Origin of the sequence: Mycobacterium gordonae (assembly GCF_002101675.1) — a bacterium.
Taxonomy (GTDB): domain Bacteria; phylum Actinomycetota; class Actinomycetes; order Mycobacteriales; family Mycobacteriaceae; genus Mycobacterium; species Mycobacterium gordonae.
The window spans coordinates 188,511-208,546 of record NZ_LQOY01000081.1 but is presented as its reverse complement, the minus strand read 5'-3'; the positions used below and the strand labels follow the sequence as shown (position 1 = coordinate 208,546).

Sequence of the window (20,036 nt, the reverse complement as noted above, 5' to 3'; positions counted from 1 at the left end):
CGGAGCGATCTCACTGGGGGCAGCTTTTTCGCACGGCGCTCTCCAATAGATCCGCGGTAGCCGTGATGCTGTCGGCCGGCTTGGTCATCCGGGACCCGAGTTCGCGTGCCCGGGCGATGCACTCCGGTGCCAGGATCGCCCGCAGGTCGGTGACCAGCGATTCTGTGGTGGCGCTGGAGAACCGACGGCCACGACCGACGTCCAGCAGCTTGACCTGAGCGGCCCAGAATGGCTGGTCGGACGTGATCCAGAGGATCAGCGTGGGCACGCCGGCTCGCAGGCCCGCGGCAGTGGTCCCGGCGCCGCCGTGGTGCACCACCGCGCGGCACGACGGAAAGACGGCCGCGTGGCTCACCGCGCGCACCACCTTCACATGGTCGAAGCTCGGTAGCTGAGTCGAATCACTGGGACCCGAGCAGATCAATGCCCGCTCGCCCAGCCGCGCACAGGCGGCGGCGATCTTGTCCACCAGGTCGGGCAGTGATCCGACGGGCATACTGCCGAAACCGAAGTAGATCGGCGGAGTGCCGCCGGCGATCCACGACATGACCTCGTCGTCAGCGTCGGTCGGCAGGCCCATTGTCAACGCACCGACAAAGGGCCGTCGCCCGCCCCACTCCGCGGACAACCCCGGAAAGCAGAGCTCGTCGTAGGCCTGGATCTCAAGTGCTCCACGGTCGGCCATGCGTTTCGGAGAAGGGCTTGACGCCTTCGGCAGGCCGAGCACGCGGCGCTGCTCGTCCTCCACCCCCTTGGTCATGCGCCAATACAGCCAGTCGGTGGTCGCAAACGCCGAGCGGGCGATCGGTCCCGGGAACCGGATGCCGGAGAAGCCGATCTGTCCGTTCGCGCGCATCGGATAAAAATGCAGCGCGGCCAGCGGCATGTCGAAGTGCTCCGCCACGTTGGCGACGACTTCCTGGTATATCTGGCCGGTCAACAACAGGTCGGCGCCATCGGCCACCGGGGTGAGCATGGAGCTGAGTTCCAACCAGCCCTCGGTGACGGGTGCCATGGCTTCCCGCGCCAGCTTCACCGGATTCTGAATCTTCCACGCGCTGTGCAGGAATTGCTCGTCGAGTTGCTGTTGAGAGTCACGCGTGCCGTAAGCGACGGCCGTGAGCCCGGCTGACTCGACGAAGCCGATCAGGTTAGGCGGGACCGCAAGACAGACGTCGTGTCCGCGGCGCCGCAGCTCAAGCCCGATCGCGGCGCAGGGTTCGATATCGCCACGCGTTCCATAGCTGGCAACGACAAATTTCATGGGCGGTGCGGCGTTGCGTCAGTCCTTCGCGAAAAGGTAGATCCGGTAGGTGAAGCCACCGCCGCGCTTCAGGTCGCGGTCCAGCACATTGACGGCATAGCGGGTGAGACCGGTCAGAAACGCCGGGGCCTTGCGACTGATGATGTCCTGGGTGCGACGGGTATTGGCGTCCAGTCCGCGCTTCGCCTCGTCCTGGATGTCGCGCTGGGCAATCTTGCGCAAGGGGCTGTCCGCCAGCGCCAATTCCCAAGCGGCGACAACCGGATTGCGGCGCGAGTCCGTATAGAGGAAGTGCCCGCCTGGACGCAGCACGCGGGCTACCTCCGCGAGAAAGCCGGGAAAATCCGGGTACTGGTGCGACGCCTCGACGTTGACCACGGCGTCGAAGGATTCATCCGGGAACGGCAGGTTCTGCGCGTCGCCCTGGACGAAATCCAGGCCGGGCAACCGGTGCCTCTTGCGGCAGAGGTCGATGCTCGCGGGATTGAGATCAAGACCGGTGTACGACGCCGGCTTGAGGGCCCTCGTGATGTAGGAGGCTCCGCCGCCGGCGCCGCAGCTCACCTCCAGGACCTTCTTGCCGGTGAGATCCACCTGGCTCGCCGTCTGGTGGTAAAGCTGGATGCAGTACCGGTTGGACTCGTCGGAGGGATCCAATGGCAGGCCCATCGGCGGGTCCTCTTCGTATCCGAAGTTGAAAAAGACCACGTCGTCGCCGACTTGGCGGGTGCCAAGGGGCAGCAGGTACCTGGTGGTGATCTTCCCGACTAGCGGGTTGGATTGCAGGCGGTATTTCAGAGCCACGCGGAGAAGTGTCGCATGAGTCCAAGGCCCGGCGGGCCGAAAGCACCAACATCGAGGGCGTCAAGATCAGCACGCCCGTGCAACTTTGTCATTCTTTTCGATGCCGCACGATCGCATCCGGCGCAATGACAGTCACCCGCGTCCGGCGCCAAGAATGGCTTCTGAGCAGCGCGTTTGCTCTAAGAAACCCGGTTGCAAACCTCCATTCGCGCCGATCCGACCGATGCGATGCGAATTTCCATTCCCCCTCCTGACCAGCGCTCCTCCCTGTACGGTGATTACGTGGCGCGGCAGGGGAAATCACACGACGAAGCCAAGGTCGGAGGGCTCTTCGACCGCATTGGCGACTTCGTCGTCAAGCAACCGTGGCTGGTGATCGGATCCTGGATCGCCGTGGTGGTGGTTCTCGTCCTGACTTTTCCGCCCCTGCAGGTCCAAGCTTCCAAGCACGAGCCGAAGCAGGTTCCGGACGACGCGCCGACCATGGTCGCCCAACACGAGATGGCCAAGGCTTTCAGCGGCGGCGCCAGCGTCGGCGGCAAGGGCGGCTCGCTGCTGCTGGTCATCTTGACCAACGAGAAGGGCTTGACCGCCGCTGACGAGGAGACCTACCACAGACTGATCGACAACCTGCACGCCGATACGCAGGACAAGATGCAGGTGCAGGACTTCCTGGGCACGCCGAAGGCGCGTGAGATCTTCGAGAGCAAGGACAAGAAGGCCTGGAACCTTCCGATCCAGCTCCCGGGTGAAGCAACGTCTCCAGAGAGCCAAGCGGCGCTGCGCAACATCACCGCCATCGCCAAGAAGACCGTGGCCGGAACGTCGCTGAACGCCTACATGAGCGGACCCGTCGCCACCGTCGCAGACGTGCAGAAGATCGGTGAAGAAGACGTTCAGATCATCGAGATGGGCACGATCATCAGTGTTCTGGTGATCCTCATCATCGTCTATCGCAACCTGGTGACGATGTTGATGCCGCTGGCCACCATCGGTGTGTCCATCGTCGGCGCGCAGGGGCTGTTATCCGCGCTCGCCGAGATGGGCTTCATCGTCAACATGCAGACGATCGTGTTCATGAGCGCCGTCATGATCGGTGCCGGGACGGACTATGCCGTCTTCTTGATCAGCCGATATCACGACTTCGTGCGACATGGTGAGACTTCGGATGTCGCGGTCAAGAAGGCGCTGATGTCCATCGGCAAGGTGATCGCCGCGTCGGCGGCCACCGTCGCGGTCACGTTCCTCGCCATGATCTTCACCAAGCTGGAGGTCTTCTCGGCCGTCGGCCCGGCCATCTCCATCTCCATCGTCGTGACGTTGATTGCCGCGACCACCTTCTTGCCGGCCGTCCTGGTGATCGTCGGCCGAAGAGGCTGGATCAAGCCGCGCCGTGACATGACCACTCGTTTCTGGCGTATCTCCGGCAGCCGCATCGTGCGGCGTCCGGTGATCCACCTGGTAGGCAGCCTGGTCATCCTGCTGGCTCTGGCCGGCAGCACCAGCCTGATCAGGTTCAATTACGACGACCTCAAGACCGTCCCCCAGGACATGGACAGCGTCCGGGGCTTCAACGCGCTCAATCGGCACTTCCCGATGAACTCGATGAGCCCGATGGTGCTGTTCGTTCAGTCCAAGAAGGATCTGCGCACACCGGCCGCCCTGGCCGACCTGGAGATGATGTCCCGCCGGATCGCCGACCTGCCGGACATCGTCATGGTGCGCGGCCTGACCCGGCCCAATGGGGAACCGTTGAAAGAAACCAAGGTGTCGTTCCAGGCGGGTGAGGTCGGGAGCAAGCTCAACGAGGCATCCACTGCGATCTCCGAACACGGCGGAGAACTCGACCACCTGGTGGGCGGCTCCCGGCAACTGGCCGACGCCCTCGCCCAGATTCGAAGCCAAGTCAATGAAGCCGTCGCCAGCTCGGCGGGGCTGGTCAGCATGCTGCAGAATCTGCTGCAGCTGATGGGTGGCGACAAGACCATCCAGCAGCTCGACCAAGCGTCCGGCGCTGTCAGCCGCATGCGTGCGCTCGGCAACAATTTGAGCGGGACCGTCAGCGATGCCCAAACCACTGCGGTATGGGCCGCCCCCATGGTGACGGCCCTCAATGAAAGCCCGTCCTGCAACGCCGACCCCGCTTGTGTGCGATCGCGCGGACAGCTGGCGGCTATCGTCGAGTCCGGCAACAACGGCCTGCTCCGCTCGATCCAAGCGTTCGCGGTCACGCTGCAGCAGACCGATCAATATCAGACCTTGGCGCAGACGGTAGGCAAGCTCGACGACCAGCTGAAGCAGATCGTCAACACCATGAAGATGGTCAAGGGGTTGCCCAACACACTGTCGCAACTGCAGCAGGGCGCCGGCGCGCTAGCCGATGGTAGTGGCGCCGTGGCGGACGGTGTTCAGGCACTGGTCGACCAGGTGAAGAAGATGGGCGGCGGTCTCAACGAGGCATCCGACTTCCTGCTGGGAATGCGGCGCGACGCCGAGCGCCCGAACATGGCCGGCTTCAATATTCCGCCGCAGATCCTCACCCGCGACGACTTCAAGCAAGGGGCACAAGCTTTCCTGTCGCCGGATGGACACGCCGCGCAGTATCTGGTGCAGAGCGGTCTCAATGGATTCACCCCCGAGGGCATGAACCAGATTCACAAGATCGAGGAAACCGCACGCTCTGCGCTGCCGAACACCGAACTGTCCGACGCCAAAGTCGCCCTGATCGGCATGCCGACCGTGATGGCCGACACCCGCGATTACTACAACAGCGACATCCGGTTCATCGTCATCGCGACCATCATCATCGTGTTCCTCATTCTGGTCGCACTGCTGCGCGCCGTGGTTGCGCCGCTGTATCTCATTGCCTCCGTGTTGGTTTCGTACCTGTCGGCACTGGGGCTGGGTGTCATCGTCTTCCAGTTGATTCTGGGTAAAGACCTGCACTGGAGCCTGCCCGGTCTGTCGTTCATCCTGTTGGTCGCGGTCGGCGCCGACTACAACATGCTGCTCATCTCCCGAATACGCGACGAGTCGCCGCACGGCGTGCGGGTCGGTGTCATCCGCACCGTCGGCTCGACCGGTGGGGTGATCACCTCCGCGGGGTTGATCTTCGCAGCGTCGATGTTCGGCCTGCTGGCCGCCAGCATCACCACCATGGCTCAAGCCGGCTTCACCATCGGTATCGGCATCGTGATCGATACGTTCCTGGTGCGCACCATCACGGTTCCCGCGCTGGCCGCGATGATCGGCCAGAAGAACTGGTGGCCATCGAAGATGGGCCAGACGAACAGCAACCGCAAGAAGAGCAAGTGGGAGCAGAAGGCCGACCTCTGGCTCGACCGCACCAAACGGTTCGTGACGGGCAAAGCGCCGGCTCCGCCGCCAAAACCAAAGGTGGTCCGGCCACCCAAGCCGAAGCCGGTGGGCAGCACCATCGACCTGTTGCCGGCGCATTCGCTACCGTTGTTCGGTCTCAGTACGGTGCCCGACTATGACCTGTCGAGGTGCGCGTCACAATCCAAGCGCAAGCGCAAGGCGAAAGAGATGCGCCTGGGCAAGCAACAGGCCGACCAGCTGCTGACCCACTCGCTACCGTTGTTCGGTCTCGCCGACATGCCGGGATACCAAGAGCTGCAACGAGAGTTGAATGGTGACGCTCGGGCCGATGTGGTGAGGCCGAAACCGGACACCTCGGTCATCACCTGATATTCGCGCGCTGCCCACTCGGCACGCCACGCTCGCGGGGCAGTCTGCCGCAGATTTACTGCCGCCGATTTGAGGGCTATGCGTCCAACCGGACGAACTCGCCGCGCCGGTAGAGTTCCCCGCACTGCGCGCGCCGGGGTTTGCCGCTGGTGGTGATCGGAATCGAACCCTGCGCCACCAGAACGATATCGGACGCACTCAGGCCGTGAGCCTTGGAAATGGCAGACGTGACTTCACGTTTCACGTTGCCGTAACGCTCGGCCGCCTCTTCTGCCGTTTCGTCCTTCTGCTTGAGTTCGATGATGGCGACGAGTTTCTCGACACCGTCTTGTGGAACGGCAATCGCCACGCACCGGCCCGGGCTGACCGTCTGAATGGTCGCCTCGATGTCGTCGGGTGAGTGATTGCGCCCGTACACGATCAGCAGGTCTTTGATCCGGCCCAGGATGAACAGCTCGCCCTCGGAATAGAACCCGGAATCGCCCGTCCGAAGCCAGGGGCCCTCCGGCGTGCCGGGGGTGGGGTTGACGATCGACGCACCGAAGGTGGCTGACGTCGTCTCCGGGTTCTGCCAGTAGCCAGAAGCGACATTGCCGCCGTGCACCCAGAGTTCACCGACGGTGCCCTCCGGGCACTCGATGCCGGTGTCGGGATCGACGATGCGCACTTCTTGGGTGTCCACCACTCCGTAGCTGACAAGCGGTGTGCTGCTTTCGCTTTCGCCCTCGATCCGTTCGGCGTGACCGTCCGGCAATTTCGTCGCGTCGAAGTTGACGATCTTGGGTGGCTGTCCGGCCTGGCGGGTCGCGACATACACCGTGGTTTCGGCCATCCCGTAGGACGGCCGGATGACCTTGGGGTCGAGTCCGAACGGAGCGAACCGGTCGACGAAACGCTTGAGTGTGACGGGCTGCACCCGCTCACTGCCGTTGAGGATGGCGTGGATGCCGCTGAGGTCAAGACCTTCCAGGTCCTCGTCTTTGGTCTTGCGTGACGCCAGGTCGAACGCGAAATTCGGAGCGGCGGTGAATCCCAGGGTGTTGTTGGCCAGCATCTGCATCCATCGAGCGGGTCGCTGCAGGAACCCGATGGGGCTGGTCAGCTTGGCCGGCATCCCCGTCAGAATGGGCATGATCAGTCCCAGGATGAAACCCATGTCGTGATAGAAGGGCAGCCACGACACCACGGTCGATCCGGGCGGGGCCAGCTTGCCGTACACGCCGTAGTAGGCGGTCATGATCTGCTCGAAATTCGCCATGAGGTTCTTGTTGGACACCATGACGCCGGCCGGGGTGCGGGTGGAACCGGACGTGTACTGCAGGTAGATCGTTTCCGGCTGCTCGTACCGGGCGCGCCCCGCCGCGCCCGGCCGACCGTCCAGCTGCAGCTTGTCGAGCTCGATGATCTCGGTCTTGATGTCGCTGGGCTGCGCCCGGACGTACTCGGCCACGTTGTCGACGATCGACGACGCCGTGAACACCACGGCCGGCGACGTGTCAGCCAGCACCGACGCGGTGCGTTCGTCGTGGGCACCACCCATCGGGACCGACAGGGGAACCGCGATGACGCCGGCATGCAGCGACGCAAGGAAACTCACGATGTAGTCGAGGCTCTGCGGCGCCAGGATCAATGCGCGGTCACCGGTCGTCGCGTGCTCCCTGATCAGGGCGGCGAGGTTGAGCATGCGCACATAGAGCTGTGACCAGGTCAGGGTCAGTTCAACGCCGTCCCAGGAATGGTCGTAGTCGATGTAGGTGAGCGCAATATCGTTGGGCTGCAAACTCGCACGCTCGCGCACGACATTGGGAAGTGAGGATTCAACCACGGACATCAGACTACCTTTGCCGAGGAGCCAGCTTTGGAAAACGGGATTCCGAAGGTAATGGATAATCGCCGTATCGTGGACAACCGGCTCGCACACATGGATCAGGTGTCGTTCCTGGGTGTTCGGGCGCTCGGTTACGGGACGCTGGCGCAGGTCGTCTGGTTGTACAACCGCGAGGTCGACATCGAGGCACTACGGCGGTTTCACGACAATCTCGGGCACGGCTTGCTGGGCCGCCGAATCGAACGCTCTCCGTTGCCTTTCGCGCGTGACCGCTGGGTGGTGTCGCGGGAGCCGGATCTGGACATCGCGGATACGCCGCGTCCACGAGGAGAGGTGAACGCATGGGCTTACGAGCGCGCTTGCCTACCCATCGACCCGGAATTCGGCCCCGGTTGGCACCTGGGTGTGCTGCCGCTGGACGACGGCGGCACGGCAATCAGCCTGGTGGCCTCACACACGCTGGTCGACGGACTGGGGCTGGTGGAGGTGATCGCCGACGCGGCCCGCGGCAGAACGCGGGACCTGGGCTATCCCGGACCCGGCTCGCGCACTCGCGCCCACGCGGTACTCGAGGATGCGCGCCAGACCCTGGCCTCAGTGCCGGAACTGGCAAAAGCGCTGGCCGCAGGGTTGCGGCTGGCGCGGCAGGGTCGAAGAGAATTCGCGTCCTCGATCGCCGGGGCCCCGCCTGCGCCGCGGACGGCGCGCGACGACCAGCCTGTGGTGGTACCCACCCTGGTCGCCTACGTCGACCTGGTCGAGTGGGATGCGTGCGCGGCACGCTTGGGCGGCACCAGCAACTCGCTGTTCGCGGGATTTGCCGCCAGTCTCGGCGCCCGCATGGGCCGTCACGCCACGGACGGGTCCGTCGCCCTGGCGTTTCCGGTCGGACAACGCCTACCGGACGATACCCGCGGCAATGCGATGACGTTCGCCAACATCGCCGTCGACCCCGCGCACGCAGCGTCGGATCTGGTGGAGATACGCGGCAAGCTCAAGCAGGCGCTCACTGAGCGCGCGGAGCAGGCCTACGAGCTGTTGGCGCCGCTGCCGCTGGCTGCCATGACGCCGAAGTGGGCGGCGCGGAGGCTGGTAGGCGTGGGTCTGGGCTCATCTGCCCTTCCGGTCGGGTGCTCGAACCTGGGTCCACTCGATCCGGCGGTTATCCGGCCGGACGGCTCGGACGCCGACTACGCCTATGGACGGCTGATCGAGCCGGGGATCAGCAAGCGCGCACTCGAGGGTATGGGCGGTCAGCTTTTCGTGGCGTCGGGACGCATTCCGGGCAAGGTGTTCATCAGCGTGGTCGCCTACCGGCCCGGCCAACATAATTCGACAGAGGCCTTGCGCGAGCTGGTATCTCAGACCTTTGCCGACTTCGGCTTGACCGCTGAGATCACCTAGTCGGGGCGAGCGCACGCCGGAAACGGCGGGCGCGGGCGATTTCACGAAAAGGCGCCTGACTGAAGGTTTTCAGTGACGACCAGCGCTGCGGCCCCCACACCACAGCCTGCAGCAGTGAGAGCCATGCCGGCAGCCACCACAGCGCTGCGAGGGTCCGGACACTGGCGGATGAGGCCGGATCCAGCGTCAACCAGGTCAGAATGCGCAGCTGGTCGAGCCAATAACGCCGCATGGACAGGTTGCGAGCCGACTCGGTCGTCGCGGTATGAGTGCGCACAGACAACTCCTGCGGCACAAAGCCGACCGAGGAACGAAGCATCAAGCGGTACCAGATGTCCAAGTCGACCAGTTGGTAGACGTCGTCACGGAAGCCACCTGCGTCCAGGGCGAGCCGGCGACGAAACATCACACACGTCGGTTCGCCTATCCAGTTGTGCAACGCCCCGCGCGCCGCCATTTGTCTCACCAGCGACCGTCCGCGATTATGGGCCTGCAGTCCTTTGAAGTGGGTGTGCAGGACCCCGTATTGTCGCCGGAAGTCCTGGTCGTCGGTCTCCACTTTCCTTGGGGCAAAGGCCATCCCCACCTCGGCGTTGTCGAAACACGAGGCCAGGGTCCGCAGCGCGCCGGGCAGCAGCCAGTCGTCACCGTGCACGAACTGGATGAGCTCGCCGCGCGCGACCTCGAGGCACCTGTTGTGATTCCCGTTGAGGCCCAGCCGAGGTGCGTTGCGCACCAGTCGATCCTGCGGTCTGAGCAGCGCGGCCGCGGCGGCGGCACAATCATCCGTCGAATCATCGTCTACCACAACGATTTCGAAATCGACGCCGTCCTGGTCCAGGATGCTGCGCAGGCAACGCTCGATGGTTGCGCTGTTGTTGTACATCGGTACACACACCGAGACCGTCGGTTTTGATTCGATGTCGTTGTCGGGCAAGGGTCGTTCTCAGGGCTCTAGCGGGAACGTCTGGTACGCAATACCGGTCTTCTTCCAAGCCGGTTGTGGCAGTGTTCCCGGGGGAAATCTTTTGCGCCACTGTCGACCGTGCGTCTTGCGCATCCCATGATTCATCACCTGCTCGGCAAGGAATTCGTAGCGCTTTCTGCCGAATGTGTCTTTGGCAGTGACTCGTCCGAAGTGGTTGATGTAGGACATTTCGGTGGTGTAGCAGCCGAATTCCGCATCGCGGGCGCGCAACACCAGATCGAGGTCGATACCCCAGCCGTAGCGCCCGAAGGTGCGCAAATCCATTCCGCCGATCTCCAGCCAACAAGCGCGGGACAGCATCAACGCCACGCCCTCTACCGCAGGAACTTGCCGATAGAACGGGCGCGGCACGTAATCAGCCGCATCAACCGGCTGCTCCACCTCGGCGCACCAGAACCCGTGGTCGATCATCGGGCCGACGACTCCCGCGTCCTCGGGAAGCCGCGGATCGAGCAGGCCGGTGACAAAACCCTTGGAGATCCGCGTGTCGTTGTTCAGTGTCATCGCGTGGGAGTAGCCCTCGGAGAAGGCGACCCGAAAACCCAGCTCACTCCCCCCACCCCAGCCCAGGTTTTCGCGGGGCGTCATGACCCGTTCGTTGCCGATCCTGGGGTAGTCGCCGCGATTGTCGACGATGAGATACTCAGCGCCCTCACGCTCCAAATCCCCCACCAGAGCGTGCGTGTATTCATGTTGTCCGAACACCGGAACCGTAATCAGCACGGCCACGCGCTGACTGTACACGGATGCGCGCGACCGCGAGGCGACTTGAGATCGTTGCCGACGTTCACTATTGGCTCTCGGATTGTTAGCTTGGAAAGATGGCGGGGGGCCAATTAAATCGTTTCAAGTCGTGGTGCTCATCGGCTGACTGGGGGTCGGCTCCTTGGCAACGGGTGGTTACCGCAGTCGTTGCCGCGCTCCTGTTTCAAGCGATTTCAGCCACGGAGCCTCCGGTTGGGCTAGACCCGTCCTGGGAAAGCGCGCTTGCGTTAGCTCGCAGTCGCGACCTTGATTGGGGCCCGGAGATCGTGTTCACGGCCGGTCCCCTCGGCTTCCTCCATAACCCGGGCTTCTATTACTACGGCCAGTCGGTGTTGGCTACCGGCTACCAGGTGATTGTCCTGGTGGCGTTGTTCCTCGGGATCGCCGCAGCGCTGCGGCAACGTTATGCACCGACGGCTGCGCTGCTCGGCGCATTCCTGACGACAGGGTTTGCGAATCTGCTGATCGCCTCCCTGTATCCGGACCTGGCCGTTCTCGCCGCTTTTGCATGGGCGATCGTGCCACTGTTGGGGCGGGATGCGAAGCGGTCGACGGTTTTCGCAACCTGCATCACCCTCGGCGCCGTCGCCGGGTTTCAGTTCCTGGTGAAGGTCAACAGCGGCCCGATGATCTTGGCGATCGCTCTTACCCTGTCGCTGTTGAGTGATTGGCGGGCCCTTGGGCGCCACAGCGCAACGGTCGCGGTGTTCGTCACGTCCACGGTTGTCTGGTGGTTGCTTGCGGGCCAGCCGATTGCCGAACTACCTGTCTGGTTGCGATTGAGCGTTGCCGTCGCGTCGGGTTACGTCGACGCGATGGCCGTGCCTCTCTTCCCGTTCGCCATCCCTTCGGTGCTGTTGGCCCTCGGATGGATAGCGGCCATCTGCCTCCTTTTCGTGCGCCGCCGCCCCGACATCCCGCGTCGATTCGTCGTGCTCGTCCTACTCGTGAGCCTGATTGTCGCGAAGACGGCATTCGGACGCTTCGATGCCGGACACGTCTTCATCCTGCTGTCGCTGATCGTGGTGGCGACCGTGGTCACGCCCTCGTTGAGGCGGCGGGAGCGATCCGTTGCACTGGTCGCGGTGGTGCTGGTCTACCTGGGTTTGGCCGGCCCGCTGCCGTTGATCCGGACCGAGGCCATAGCACTCTCGCCGGTGCGGGCAGTGCAGCGCCTGTTCACCCTGGCGACTCCGGGGCAATGGGATCGGCGCGTGGAGGAATCGAAGGCACGGCAGCGCGCGCAGTACGCCATCCCGGCCAGGTTTCTCGACACCATCGGATCGGCTCCGATTCACGTGGACCCCAGCGAGGCGTCGGCAGTCTGGGCCTACAACCTGGGTTGGCATCCGACGCCCGTCTTCCAGACATACTCGGCGTACACGCCAATGCTCGACGCGCTCAACCGTGACACGCTCGCGAACGGGCCTCAGCACGTGCTTTCCCGCATATCTTCCGACAAACCGGCCAAAGGCATCGACGGCCGTCTCGGGGTACAGGAGTCACCTCTGTATTCCCGTGTGCTGCTGTGCAATTACGAACTCAAGGGCATAGAGAACCAGTGGGCGCTGTTCGAGCGTGTGCATTCACACTGCGGACAGCTCACCGGCGTCTCGGAGACCAGCGTCCACGACAAAGAGACCATCACCGTTCCGAGCCCGAGCCAACCGGGCAAGGCGGTGCTGGTGAGCCTCGACCTGGACCAGAACCTTTGCGACCGTCTGTTTCAGGGCACAGTCGCTCCGCTTTCCAACTTCACAGTCGCGCTGGACGGAGTGACGTACCGTCTCGTGGCGGCGAATGCGGCCGAACCTTTTCTGCTCAGTTCTCCACGCTCGCTGGACGGCACAAACATCGAGATTCATGCCCACACCATCGCCGTCGGCCGTCATACGTCTCTTGGCGACACAAGCGCGTCGGCACGGCTCCACTTCTACGAAATGACTGTGGGATAGCCCTATTGCGGCGTGGGCGACGGCCTGATCCAGGACGCTGGGCCGCATCCGAGCCGCTCCACATTCGCGCTGATCAACGCGTATGGATATTCGGTGTGCCGCTCGAGGAAGTCCGGCAGATTCGCCATCGAGTCGTGCCAGGGCGTGTTGTGGCGCGGCAGAATCGTTTTGAGAAAGGGAAATCTCAGGTGCTCGATCAGGCCATCCCAGAAATAAAGGGTGTTGTTGATCGGCTCCCCGTGGAACTTGACGGCCCACTCGTGCGTGGGTGAACGCTCGTATGTTGCGCTGATGGTTGCCGCCGATGCGAACGGTTTGATAGACAGTCCGGCTTTGCGTGCGCGCTTGGACAGGCCGATCTCGTACCGCCTGATGAGCTTGTTCTTGTCGACGATGTACTGGAACCGATCCCAGAAACGGCTTAGGAATGCCCGGGTGCGCGGGTTGAGATCCCAGGCCAGGAAAAACGATTGCAGGTGCGCTCCGAACTCCTCGCTTTCGATGGCGCCGTACATGTCGGCGCCCCGGAACGAGCCCCACATCTCCTCGATGGGAAACAGCGGGCCATAGACGCTGTCGTTGGCCAGAACGAGGCGGTCGAACTGGTCGAGCGACCAACCGTGCTGCCCCAATAGGCGCCACGCGAGGTGCCAGGAACCGAAATCAAGGGACAACGTACGCCGCGTGTAAATGCCGGCACACAGAGATCGCAGGGGCGCGACGGACTCCGGTGTGAGCGTTGGCGAGCCGGAGACGAAAATGATGGTTGCGCCGATCCGATGCAACTGCTCCAGGTAGTAGGTGACGTAGGGATCGACCACGCCTTGCGGATCGAAGTGTGCAAAGAACACGAGTGCGCGTCGACCGGCCGGGGGTTGGGGCGGAAGTTCCTGGTGCGCTTCACAGACGAAGCCCGACGCATCGCCGGTGAGACGGTAGCGGGCTGCGGCAAGCAGCGCAGCGCGTTGCGATTCCTCGTGCAGGAAGCGGAGTTTCACGGGCACCTCAAGCGGTGCCCTTGATGGCGAGCGCGAAGAAATCGGTCCGGGTCGTGGTGACGTCGCGCACTTCGAAGTCTAAATGGGCCAACATCGCCTCGATCAGAGCCGCATCGAAGACGTGATGATGAAGTGTCCTGTTGCTCAAGTTCTGCAAGCTGCGCTGGCGAAAATGCTCCAAATCACCGGCAGGGGGATCCCTTTGGAGGTCATGCAACGTCAAGATCTCTTCGAGATGGGTGAGATCGTCCTCACCCATATCCCGCTCGAAATCGTCCAGCAAGTGACTCAAGGCGGTGACCGGGCGGCGGTGATCGAAATTGCTGTCCTTGTTAGGCAGAACCAGAACGAAACCTCCGCCGGGCTTGATGACTCGTTTCCATTCCAGCAACGCTTTGAAGGGGTTCGCGACGTGCTCCAGGCAGTTCGACGACAACAGGAAATCGTAGTGCGCCGTTGGGATCTGACTCAGGTCGGTCGCGTCGGAGATGTATTGGTGCCCAGCGCCGTCACCGAAGTATCTATAGGTCTGGCCCTCCTGAATGTGGCCCTCCCAAACGGTATCGGTTGCGAAGTTCACCCCGTCAAGGCCGCGTACGCACTGATACAGCGGCAGTACGGTGCTGAAAACGCTGCTGGGGCCGCCGATTTCGATTCCGTACTTGCCTTCGACTGCCGCCTGATACTCACGACGAAAGGGCAATCGCCATCGTTGGTACTTGAGGATAAGCAGCAGGTCGCCAGCCGACTTCGGTGCGAATTCCTTTACTAAAGTGCGCATTTGCTTCTTTCGCTTGTCTGTGGCGTCATCGCCCTGACGCTCGAGAGGCTGGCTCGTGCGGCGGCCGCGAAGAAAGAGGCGACACCGATTGCCAATAAGACGGGGCCGATCTGCAGGGTCACGTGTGTCACGGTCGCGGTGACGCCGGCGGCCGCGCCCTTGAGCCACATACGTTGCCGGGCGCCGGCATTGTCGGCGTCGGGGGGCCGGACCTCGGGTGGCAGGATTGCTCTGACGTTAGGGTCCCTCAGCACCTCGGCCATGCGCCGAGGATTGGGGTAGGCGAGGTCGAAGGTCCCGCCGTGATCGCCTTTTGCTTTCAGCTGGTCGACGTTGCCGGTGGCGAAATAGGTTTGCACGTTGACGACCTGTTGACGGGTCGACTTGTTCCAGTCGATGGCACCGAGGCCAGCCACGTAACCCATCCCCGTGAATACCGCCACCACAGCGAACAGCCACGCCGTGGCCGCTTTCGGCCCCGCAAACCGGCGCCGGTGGGTGCCGCGGGCACGGTCCGTCAGCGCGAACAGTGCCACAAACCCGACCGGATACGCAAGCAGAATGATGTCGTTGTACCGCACCGCAATGACCGTTCCCCGACCGTATGCGAGCAGCGCCAACTGAATGGCGATCCATGCACTGAGTCCGACGGCCACCCACGCGCGGTCACTGACGGACGGCCGCCTTTGCACCGTGTAGCGACAGAACAGAACCGCCGGGACCGCTGCGATGATCACCCGTGCGGTCAGCAGTAACAAACCCAGCAGGACGGTCCACGGCGTACTCATCGGATGTGAACCTGATGCCGTCCATGAAAACATCACCACCGCGATCAGCATGATCGCCGCTACGCCTGCGTATTCGCGACCGGAGCGTTTCCTGCAATTGGTGGCGAGCTGCAATATCACCAGCCCACCGGCGGTGAGCATGCTGGTCGCGCCCGTCGCGAAAGAAAAGAAACTGAGCACGCCGGCGGCCAATCCACCGAACCAGCGGACGGAGAACGGTCGGGCGCCGCTGAAGGCGACTATCGCCGCGATGCCCAAGAGCAGCATGAAATACAACTGACCCTGAAAGCCCCACAGCGTGTTCTCGTAACCGAATGGGATTGCGAAGAGCAGTGCGACGAAGCTGGCAAAGATGATCCGGCGGTGTCGCGCGACGAGTGGCATCAGCGCGGCCGTCAGCGAGGCGATCACCGCAGTGTGCACGAAGGCTTGAAAGACCATCTCGAGGCGCGGATTCCACTCACCGGCCAACTCGAAATGCACCAGCGCGAGTACGCGTTGCAGGAAAATTCGGTGCTCATTGTGCGGGGCGAACAGGTCGGCGAAAGAGAGCGTACCCGTCAAATAAGGAGAATAAAGTCGTGCGGCCTCCGCATCCCACTGATCCATGATGGGCATGGACGAGCCGACAGCCGAAATAGTGATCAGCTTGGCGCCCAGTACCGTGCAGGCGACCGCCGCTATCAGTACGAACGCTGATCTGTCAGGTCGCGGCTTGTCGGGCCGCGGTGTCACCGAGTCGGGCCGACCGTTGTCCTCGCCCTCAACAACCGGTGCACTGCGGTCCTGGTGCAGCGTCAACTCCGCGTCTGGTGTCAATTCGTCTTCTCCGCGCTGTGATTCGGGCACCGAGCCTATCCGAATGATCGCGCTGGCAGGTCGTTTCGCGTAGCCCCGAACGACACCAAGTCCCGCCCCGACCGGCGCAACACGTTCGGCGCCCCAGACGGCGCCGCCACGCCCGCCATTCCAAAGGCTAGACGCCGCATCGCCAGTGCCTGCCAATATAGCCGGCAACCCACGACGCGATGAAAGCTGCGCCGTGGGTGGTCAACGCCAGCCCCACTCCCAAGCGGTGCACGCAGACGCAGCCCCGCCGTGCGCGACACCATTGTCTTCATTGGTCACGGTAGCCGTCTGCCGATGATCAACGTCGACTCGCTGGCTACCCGCGTCTATCGCTGCGGCGCGCCTGGTTGGTCGGTTGATTCACCGGCGCGGGCAAGAGCCGGACGCCGAGCGTACGACGTGAAAATCACTCCCAGCGTGACAAGCCACAGGATTGGGGTGAGGGACATTGTGGTGTCGACAAGCAGGAGGCCGCTGTCGGCACTCGGCGGCGCCACGCGACGTGACGGCCCTGGCAAAAGTATCTGAGCAATGGAAAACGCCACAGCCATGCTCACACATACACCGACTGCGCGACGGCGATCTGCGGACATTTCTGGGCGGTCGAAGATTCCTCTCCCTGGTGGCCCGTCGGGATCTCGGACCACAACGGCTGCGATGGGCAACACGAACACCAAGTAGTAAGGATTGGCCAGCGAGATGAACAGCGACGCCACCGCAAGCATCGTGAAACCGGCCAAGACGGGAGGCAAACGCTTCCCTAAACCTATGACAACCGCCACGACGAGGACGAGCACGACGTACCCGATCAGTGATCGTGGAGCGGCAAGGAAGTCATCAGGGATCTTGCCGCCGTTCTGACTTGCCTTGATCCTGTCGGGGATCGCCAGCAGCGCCTTTCCGAACGACGCGTTAGAGCCCTCTACAACCGCTGATTGGGCTGAACCGCCATACCCGACGATGCCACTAACTGATTGGATGATCGTGCCCGGAAAATCTCGGGGCCACAGCGCGTATGCGGCAACATTCGATATGGCCACACCGGCGACGGCAATGCCGCCCAACCGCCATTGTCGGGCGGCGAACAACACGACAACCAGTACCGCAAACTGTGGTTTCAGAAGCGCGGCGAGCACCACCATGACGGCGGCCAGACCCCATCGCTCGCGGCACAGCGCAATGAGGAATACCAAGGCGATCGGAACCATAAAGCCGACCGCATTGCCTCGATCGATCACCACCCAAGCCGGAATTGCGGCCACACCGCACGCCCCGAACACCACAAGTCGCTCCAGACCAAGCGCACCACGCGATGCCCACACCGCGGGAGTAAAGACCGCGGCCGTCAAGACGGTCAAGTAGCCCAGCAACCCCAGTCGGGGCGCGCCCAACCACTTACCTAACAATCCGAACATCACCTGAGGCGCCAGGCCGGCCGCCGGATAGTTAGCACTGGCGAGCTTGAAATCGGGAGGCAGATACATGAGGACGGGCTCCCACGGGTTCGCCCGCATCCCAAGCTTCACCGAGATCGCATAGTCGCTGAAACAATGTCGACCAACGTCGATGCCCAGGTCCACAAAACAATCGGATGGCAAAAAGATGAGCAGGGATGTAATGACATCGACGGAGTAGTAATGCGCCAGCACGAATCCGACAGTGGCCGAGAGCATCGAGGCGACCAGGACGGTGCCTAGTAAGAGGGTTCGCTCCGATTGGTTGGTCACGGCCGTGAACCGCGCGCGGGCACGCCGAACCGCACCCCGGAGCACCCCACCGGGTCGGTTCACTGCGTTCTCCTCGCTTGTGCTGCAAACGTAACGGCCCTCAAACAGGGTGCCCCACTGAGCCGCCCAGATTCTAACCTCACTGGCTGGTGAGGTTCGGGACTGTGGACACAGGACGCACGGGACAACTTGGCGGATCGTGCGGCGGAGCGTGGAGTTCGGCGGCGCTGCACCGAGCCGAGACATCCGGTGAACACCGAGTTCACGCCCTCGAAATGCGCGAGGTCGCCCAGTACCTGGCTCCGCACGCGGCATACCAGACCGGCCCTGCATCACGAACGCGAACAGCACCACCCAGATATGCGAAATGGCAACAGTGACAAATGTTTTGACCGAGTCCCAGGAATTCAGTCCACGCCGGGGACCCTAACCGCTGCAATGACTATTTCCTTGCCGACTCGTCGTGAGCGTCGGCGGCGCTGCGCCGGAACGAAAAGTAGCGGTGACCGAGATAGTTGAGCACCAAGATGGGCACGAATAGGAGCGCCTGCGCCAAGACGCGCTGCACGCCCAGCTCCACCAACACGGGGAGGGCTACGGCGTTGAGGCCGAATGTCGTGAGATAGACGCTCTCGAAGCGCACGAGGTCACGCAGCACGTGGCCCCTGACGCGGAACACCAGCCGGCGATGCATCACGAAGGCGAACAGCACACTCAGGACGTGGGAGATACCGACTGTCACCAATGAACCGGCGACCGTGCCGAAATGGCGGTCGACGACATCGCCCACCGTCTCGGAGCAGGCGACGAAGATCCCGAATCCCACGACGGTGTTGATGCCGCCCACCACCAGAAACGCCGCGCGCTGGTCGTGGATGAGCCGCATCAGCGGACCTGGCGGCGCCGATTCGGGCGGCAGGTCGAATTCACTCATTGGTGGCCTTTGGGCGCGACGGCTGCGGTTTCCTCAACCGAACCGCTTCTTAGACCATTCGGATACGCGGTCACCCGCTGACGCGCCCCGCGAACACAATTTCGGCGCCCGTCCCGTCATCCGAACCCGCGTACACCTCCGGCTCAAAGCCGGCCTCGCGCACGTACTCGACGATGTCGCGGCCGAACTCTGTGAACGCCAGCAAATCGACTCCCACCGGGATGAACCGGTAGGCTCCGCTCCCCCTGCCGTGATAGAGGGCCGGCAGGAGGTGCACGATCTCGCCGTCGTCGCCTATGCGCGCCCGCACCTCGGTAGTCTCGTGCGTCCAGACCACCGGGACCGTGAAGATGTGGCGCCCCCCGGGGCGAAGCACCCGCCGCGTTTCTGACAGCGCGGCCCGAAAGTCCGGGACGTGTTCGAGGGTGTCAGACGATAAGACGATGTCGAAGGCGGCATCGGGGTAGGTGAAGCGGGCCATGTCTTCATTTCGAACGCCGTCTATGAGCTCACCTAAGCGGTCCGGGCCACGGTAATCGGAGAACATCAGCTTCGGGAGCTGACGCAACAGGTTGTGTAGCGAACCCAGTGACCCGATGGTGTTCACTTCGGCAACGTCGAGCTGACGAAACTCCGGATACTCGACCAGCTCGGCGAACGACTTGCACTCGGGCGGCCCGTAAAGGTGGACGAGTACCTCAGCGATTCGCCGCACCCGCAGGTTGCTGCAGCACTGCCGGCAGAACAAACTTTCGCGCCGGGCGTTGGCTCGGGACACCCTCGAATCGGCCCAGTAGGCGTGCATCTCCTCGGGGAGAGTCCAGGAATTGAAGGCAAAGGTGGTGTCGGTGCCGCAAACGACACAACGGCCTGCCTCGTCGGCGCGTCGATCGCGCAGCGGACGAAGGTTGAGCAGCACGGGGCGGCCTACCCGTGCTTTCACCGCCGCCGTCACGCTCACCTTCGCGACGCTCTCGACAGAGAAACCTCTGGCAATCCCACCTTCTGAGAAGCGGGCACAGCGCGGAGAGTGGTCATGACTCGCTTTCTGTTTCAGCACGTGGCGTGTGCGGTCTAGACACATGTTCGCAGATGTATCCGTGCCCTACCTGCGATACGCCGGGGCGATCTGACAGAAGCCTAGCGTCACGATAAGTTGGCAACTAAGTTACTGCCATACTCGGCCCACACCGGCGTTGCCCGGGATGGCGCCTCCCACGCTAGGAGGGTGTACTGCCCAGGC

Annotated in this window: 13 protein-coding genes and 1 pseudogene; 3 read left to right on the top strand and 11 right to left on the bottom strand. The window is 63.1% G+C overall.

What is annotated here, in order from left to right; genetic code table 11:
* Positions 1–10: 10 nt before the first annotated feature.
* Both AWC08_RS13935 and AWC08_RS13930 read right to left on the bottom strand, forming a co-directional pair.
* Positions 11–1,264, bottom strand: a complete 1,254-nt coding sequence (locus AWC08_RS13935; protein ID WP_069433758.1) for a glycosyltransferase — start codon at positions 1,262–1,264, stop codon at positions 11–13.
* 18 nt (positions 1,265–1,282) lie between these two features.
* Positions 1,283–2,120: pseudogene (locus AWC08_RS13930) on the bottom strand (phthiotriol/phenolphthiotriol dimycocerosates methyltransferase).
* 215 nt (positions 2,121–2,335) lie between these two features.
* Here AWC08_RS13930 and AWC08_RS13925 point away from each other — a divergent pair.
* Positions 2,336–5,776: an MMPL/RND family transporter gene (locus AWC08_RS13925; protein WP_232007873.1), complete on the top strand. Its 3,441-nt coding sequence runs from the start codon at positions 2,336–2,338 to the stop codon at positions 5,774–5,776.
* Positions 5,777–5,852: 76 nt separating this feature from the next.
* Here the strand turns inward: AWC08_RS13925 and AWC08_RS13920 are convergent, their stop codons facing one another.
* Positions 5,853–7,607 carry an AMP-binding protein gene (locus AWC08_RS13920; protein WP_069433761.1) on the bottom strand — a complete coding sequence of 585 codons (1,755 nt, stop codon included), beginning with the start codon at positions 7,605–7,607 and terminating at the stop codon, positions 5,853–5,855.
* 51 nt (positions 7,608–7,658) lie between these two features.
* On the opposite strand from AWC08_RS13920, the gene AWC08_RS13915 reads away from it, so the two are divergent.
* Positions 7,659–9,008, top strand: coding sequence for a condensation domain-containing protein (locus tag AWC08_RS13915; protein WP_069433762.1), 1,350 nt, complete (start codon positions 7,659–7,661; stop codon positions 9,006–9,008).
* On the opposite strand, the gene AWC08_RS13910 is transcribed toward AWC08_RS13915, so the two are convergent.
* Together AWC08_RS13910 and AWC08_RS13905 are read right to left on the bottom strand one after the other, a co-directional pair.
* On the bottom strand, positions 9,001–9,945 hold the full coding sequence (locus tag AWC08_RS13910) for a glycosyltransferase family 2 protein (protein ID WP_065132621.1): 945 nt from the start codon (positions 9,943–9,945) through the stop codon (positions 9,001–9,003). The genes AWC08_RS13915 and AWC08_RS13910 overlap by 8 nt on opposite strands.
* A gap of 9 nt (positions 9,946–9,954) precedes the next feature.
* Positions 9,955–10,740, bottom strand: coding sequence for a glycosyltransferase family protein (locus AWC08_RS13905; protein ID WP_069433763.1), 786 nt, complete (start codon positions 10,738–10,740; stop codon positions 9,955–9,957).
* A 287-nt stretch (positions 10,741–11,027) separates the two neighbouring features.
* Between AWC08_RS13905 and AWC08_RS13900 the strand changes: the two genes are divergently transcribed.
* Positions 11,028–12,716: a glycosyltransferase family 39 protein gene (locus AWC08_RS13900; protein WP_244906503.1), complete on the top strand. Its 1,689-nt coding sequence runs from the start codon at positions 11,028–11,030 to the stop codon at positions 12,714–12,716.
* 2 nt (positions 12,717–12,718) lie between these two features.
* On the opposite strand, the gene AWC08_RS13895 is transcribed toward AWC08_RS13900, so the two are convergent.
* The 6 genes from AWC08_RS13895 to AWC08_RS38215 all read right to left on the bottom strand — a co-directional run bounded on the left by AWC08_RS13895 (position 12,719) and on the right by AWC08_RS38215 (position 19,853).
* The gene (locus AWC08_RS13895; RefSeq protein WP_159459993.1) at positions 12,719–13,714 is read right to left on the bottom strand and encodes a rhamnan synthesis F family protein; all 996 of its coding nucleotides are present in this window, start codon (positions 13,712–13,714) and stop codon (positions 12,719–12,721) included.
* Between the two features lie 7 nt (positions 13,715–13,721).
* A complete protein-coding gene (locus AWC08_RS13890) occupies positions 13,722–14,495 on the bottom strand; it encodes a methyltransferase domain-containing protein (RefSeq protein ID WP_069433766.1) in 774 nt (257 codons plus the stop codon).
* Positions 14,483–16,132 (bottom strand): hypothetical protein, encoded by a 1,650-nt coding sequence (locus AWC08_RS13885; RefSeq protein WP_069433767.1) that lies wholly within the window; start codon positions 16,130–16,132, stop codon positions 14,483–14,485. Before AWC08_RS13885 ends, AWC08_RS13890 begins: the two co-directional genes overlap by 13 nt.
* A gap of 326 nt (positions 16,133–16,458) precedes the next feature.
* Complete coding sequence (locus AWC08_RS13880) at positions 16,459–17,859, bottom strand: glycosyltransferase family 87 protein (protein ID WP_159459992.1); 1,401 nt, start codon at positions 17,857–17,859, stop codon at positions 16,459–16,461.
* A 442-nt stretch (positions 17,860–18,301) separates the two neighbouring features.
* The gene (locus AWC08_RS13875) at positions 18,302–18,793 is read right to left on the bottom strand and encodes a GtrA family protein (RefSeq protein WP_069434415.1); all 492 of its coding nucleotides are present in this window, start codon (positions 18,791–18,793) and stop codon (positions 18,302–18,304) included.
* Positions 18,794–18,863: 70 nt separating this feature from the next.
* A complete protein-coding gene (locus AWC08_RS38215) occupies positions 18,864–19,853 on the bottom strand; it encodes a class I SAM-dependent methyltransferase (protein ID WP_159459991.1) in 990 nt (329 codons plus the stop codon).
* Positions 19,854–20,036 lie beyond the last annotated feature (183 nt).

What these genes read in the sequence shown, in the direction of transcription:
- AWC08_RS13935 (WP_069433758.1), bottom strand. Translation starts at nt 1,264, where the DNA reads ATGAAATTTGTCGTTGCCAGCTATGGAACGCGTGGCGATATCGAACCC.
- AWC08_RS13920 (WP_069433761.1), bottom strand. Translation starts at nt 7,607, where the DNA reads ATGTCCGTGGTTGAATCCTCACTTCCCAATGTCGTGCGCGAGCGTGCG.
- AWC08_RS13915 (WP_069433762.1), top strand. Translation starts at nt 7,659, where the DNA reads ATGGATAATCGCCGTATCGTGGACAACCGGCTCGCACACATGGATCAG.
- AWC08_RS13890 (WP_069433766.1), bottom strand. Translation starts at nt 14,495, where the DNA reads ATGCGCACTTTAGTAAAGGAATTCGCACCGAAGTCGGCTGGCGACCTG.
- AWC08_RS13875 (WP_069434415.1), bottom strand. Translation starts at nt 18,793, where the DNA reads ATGAGTGAATTCGACCTGCCGCCCGAATCGGCGCCGCCAGGTCCGCTG.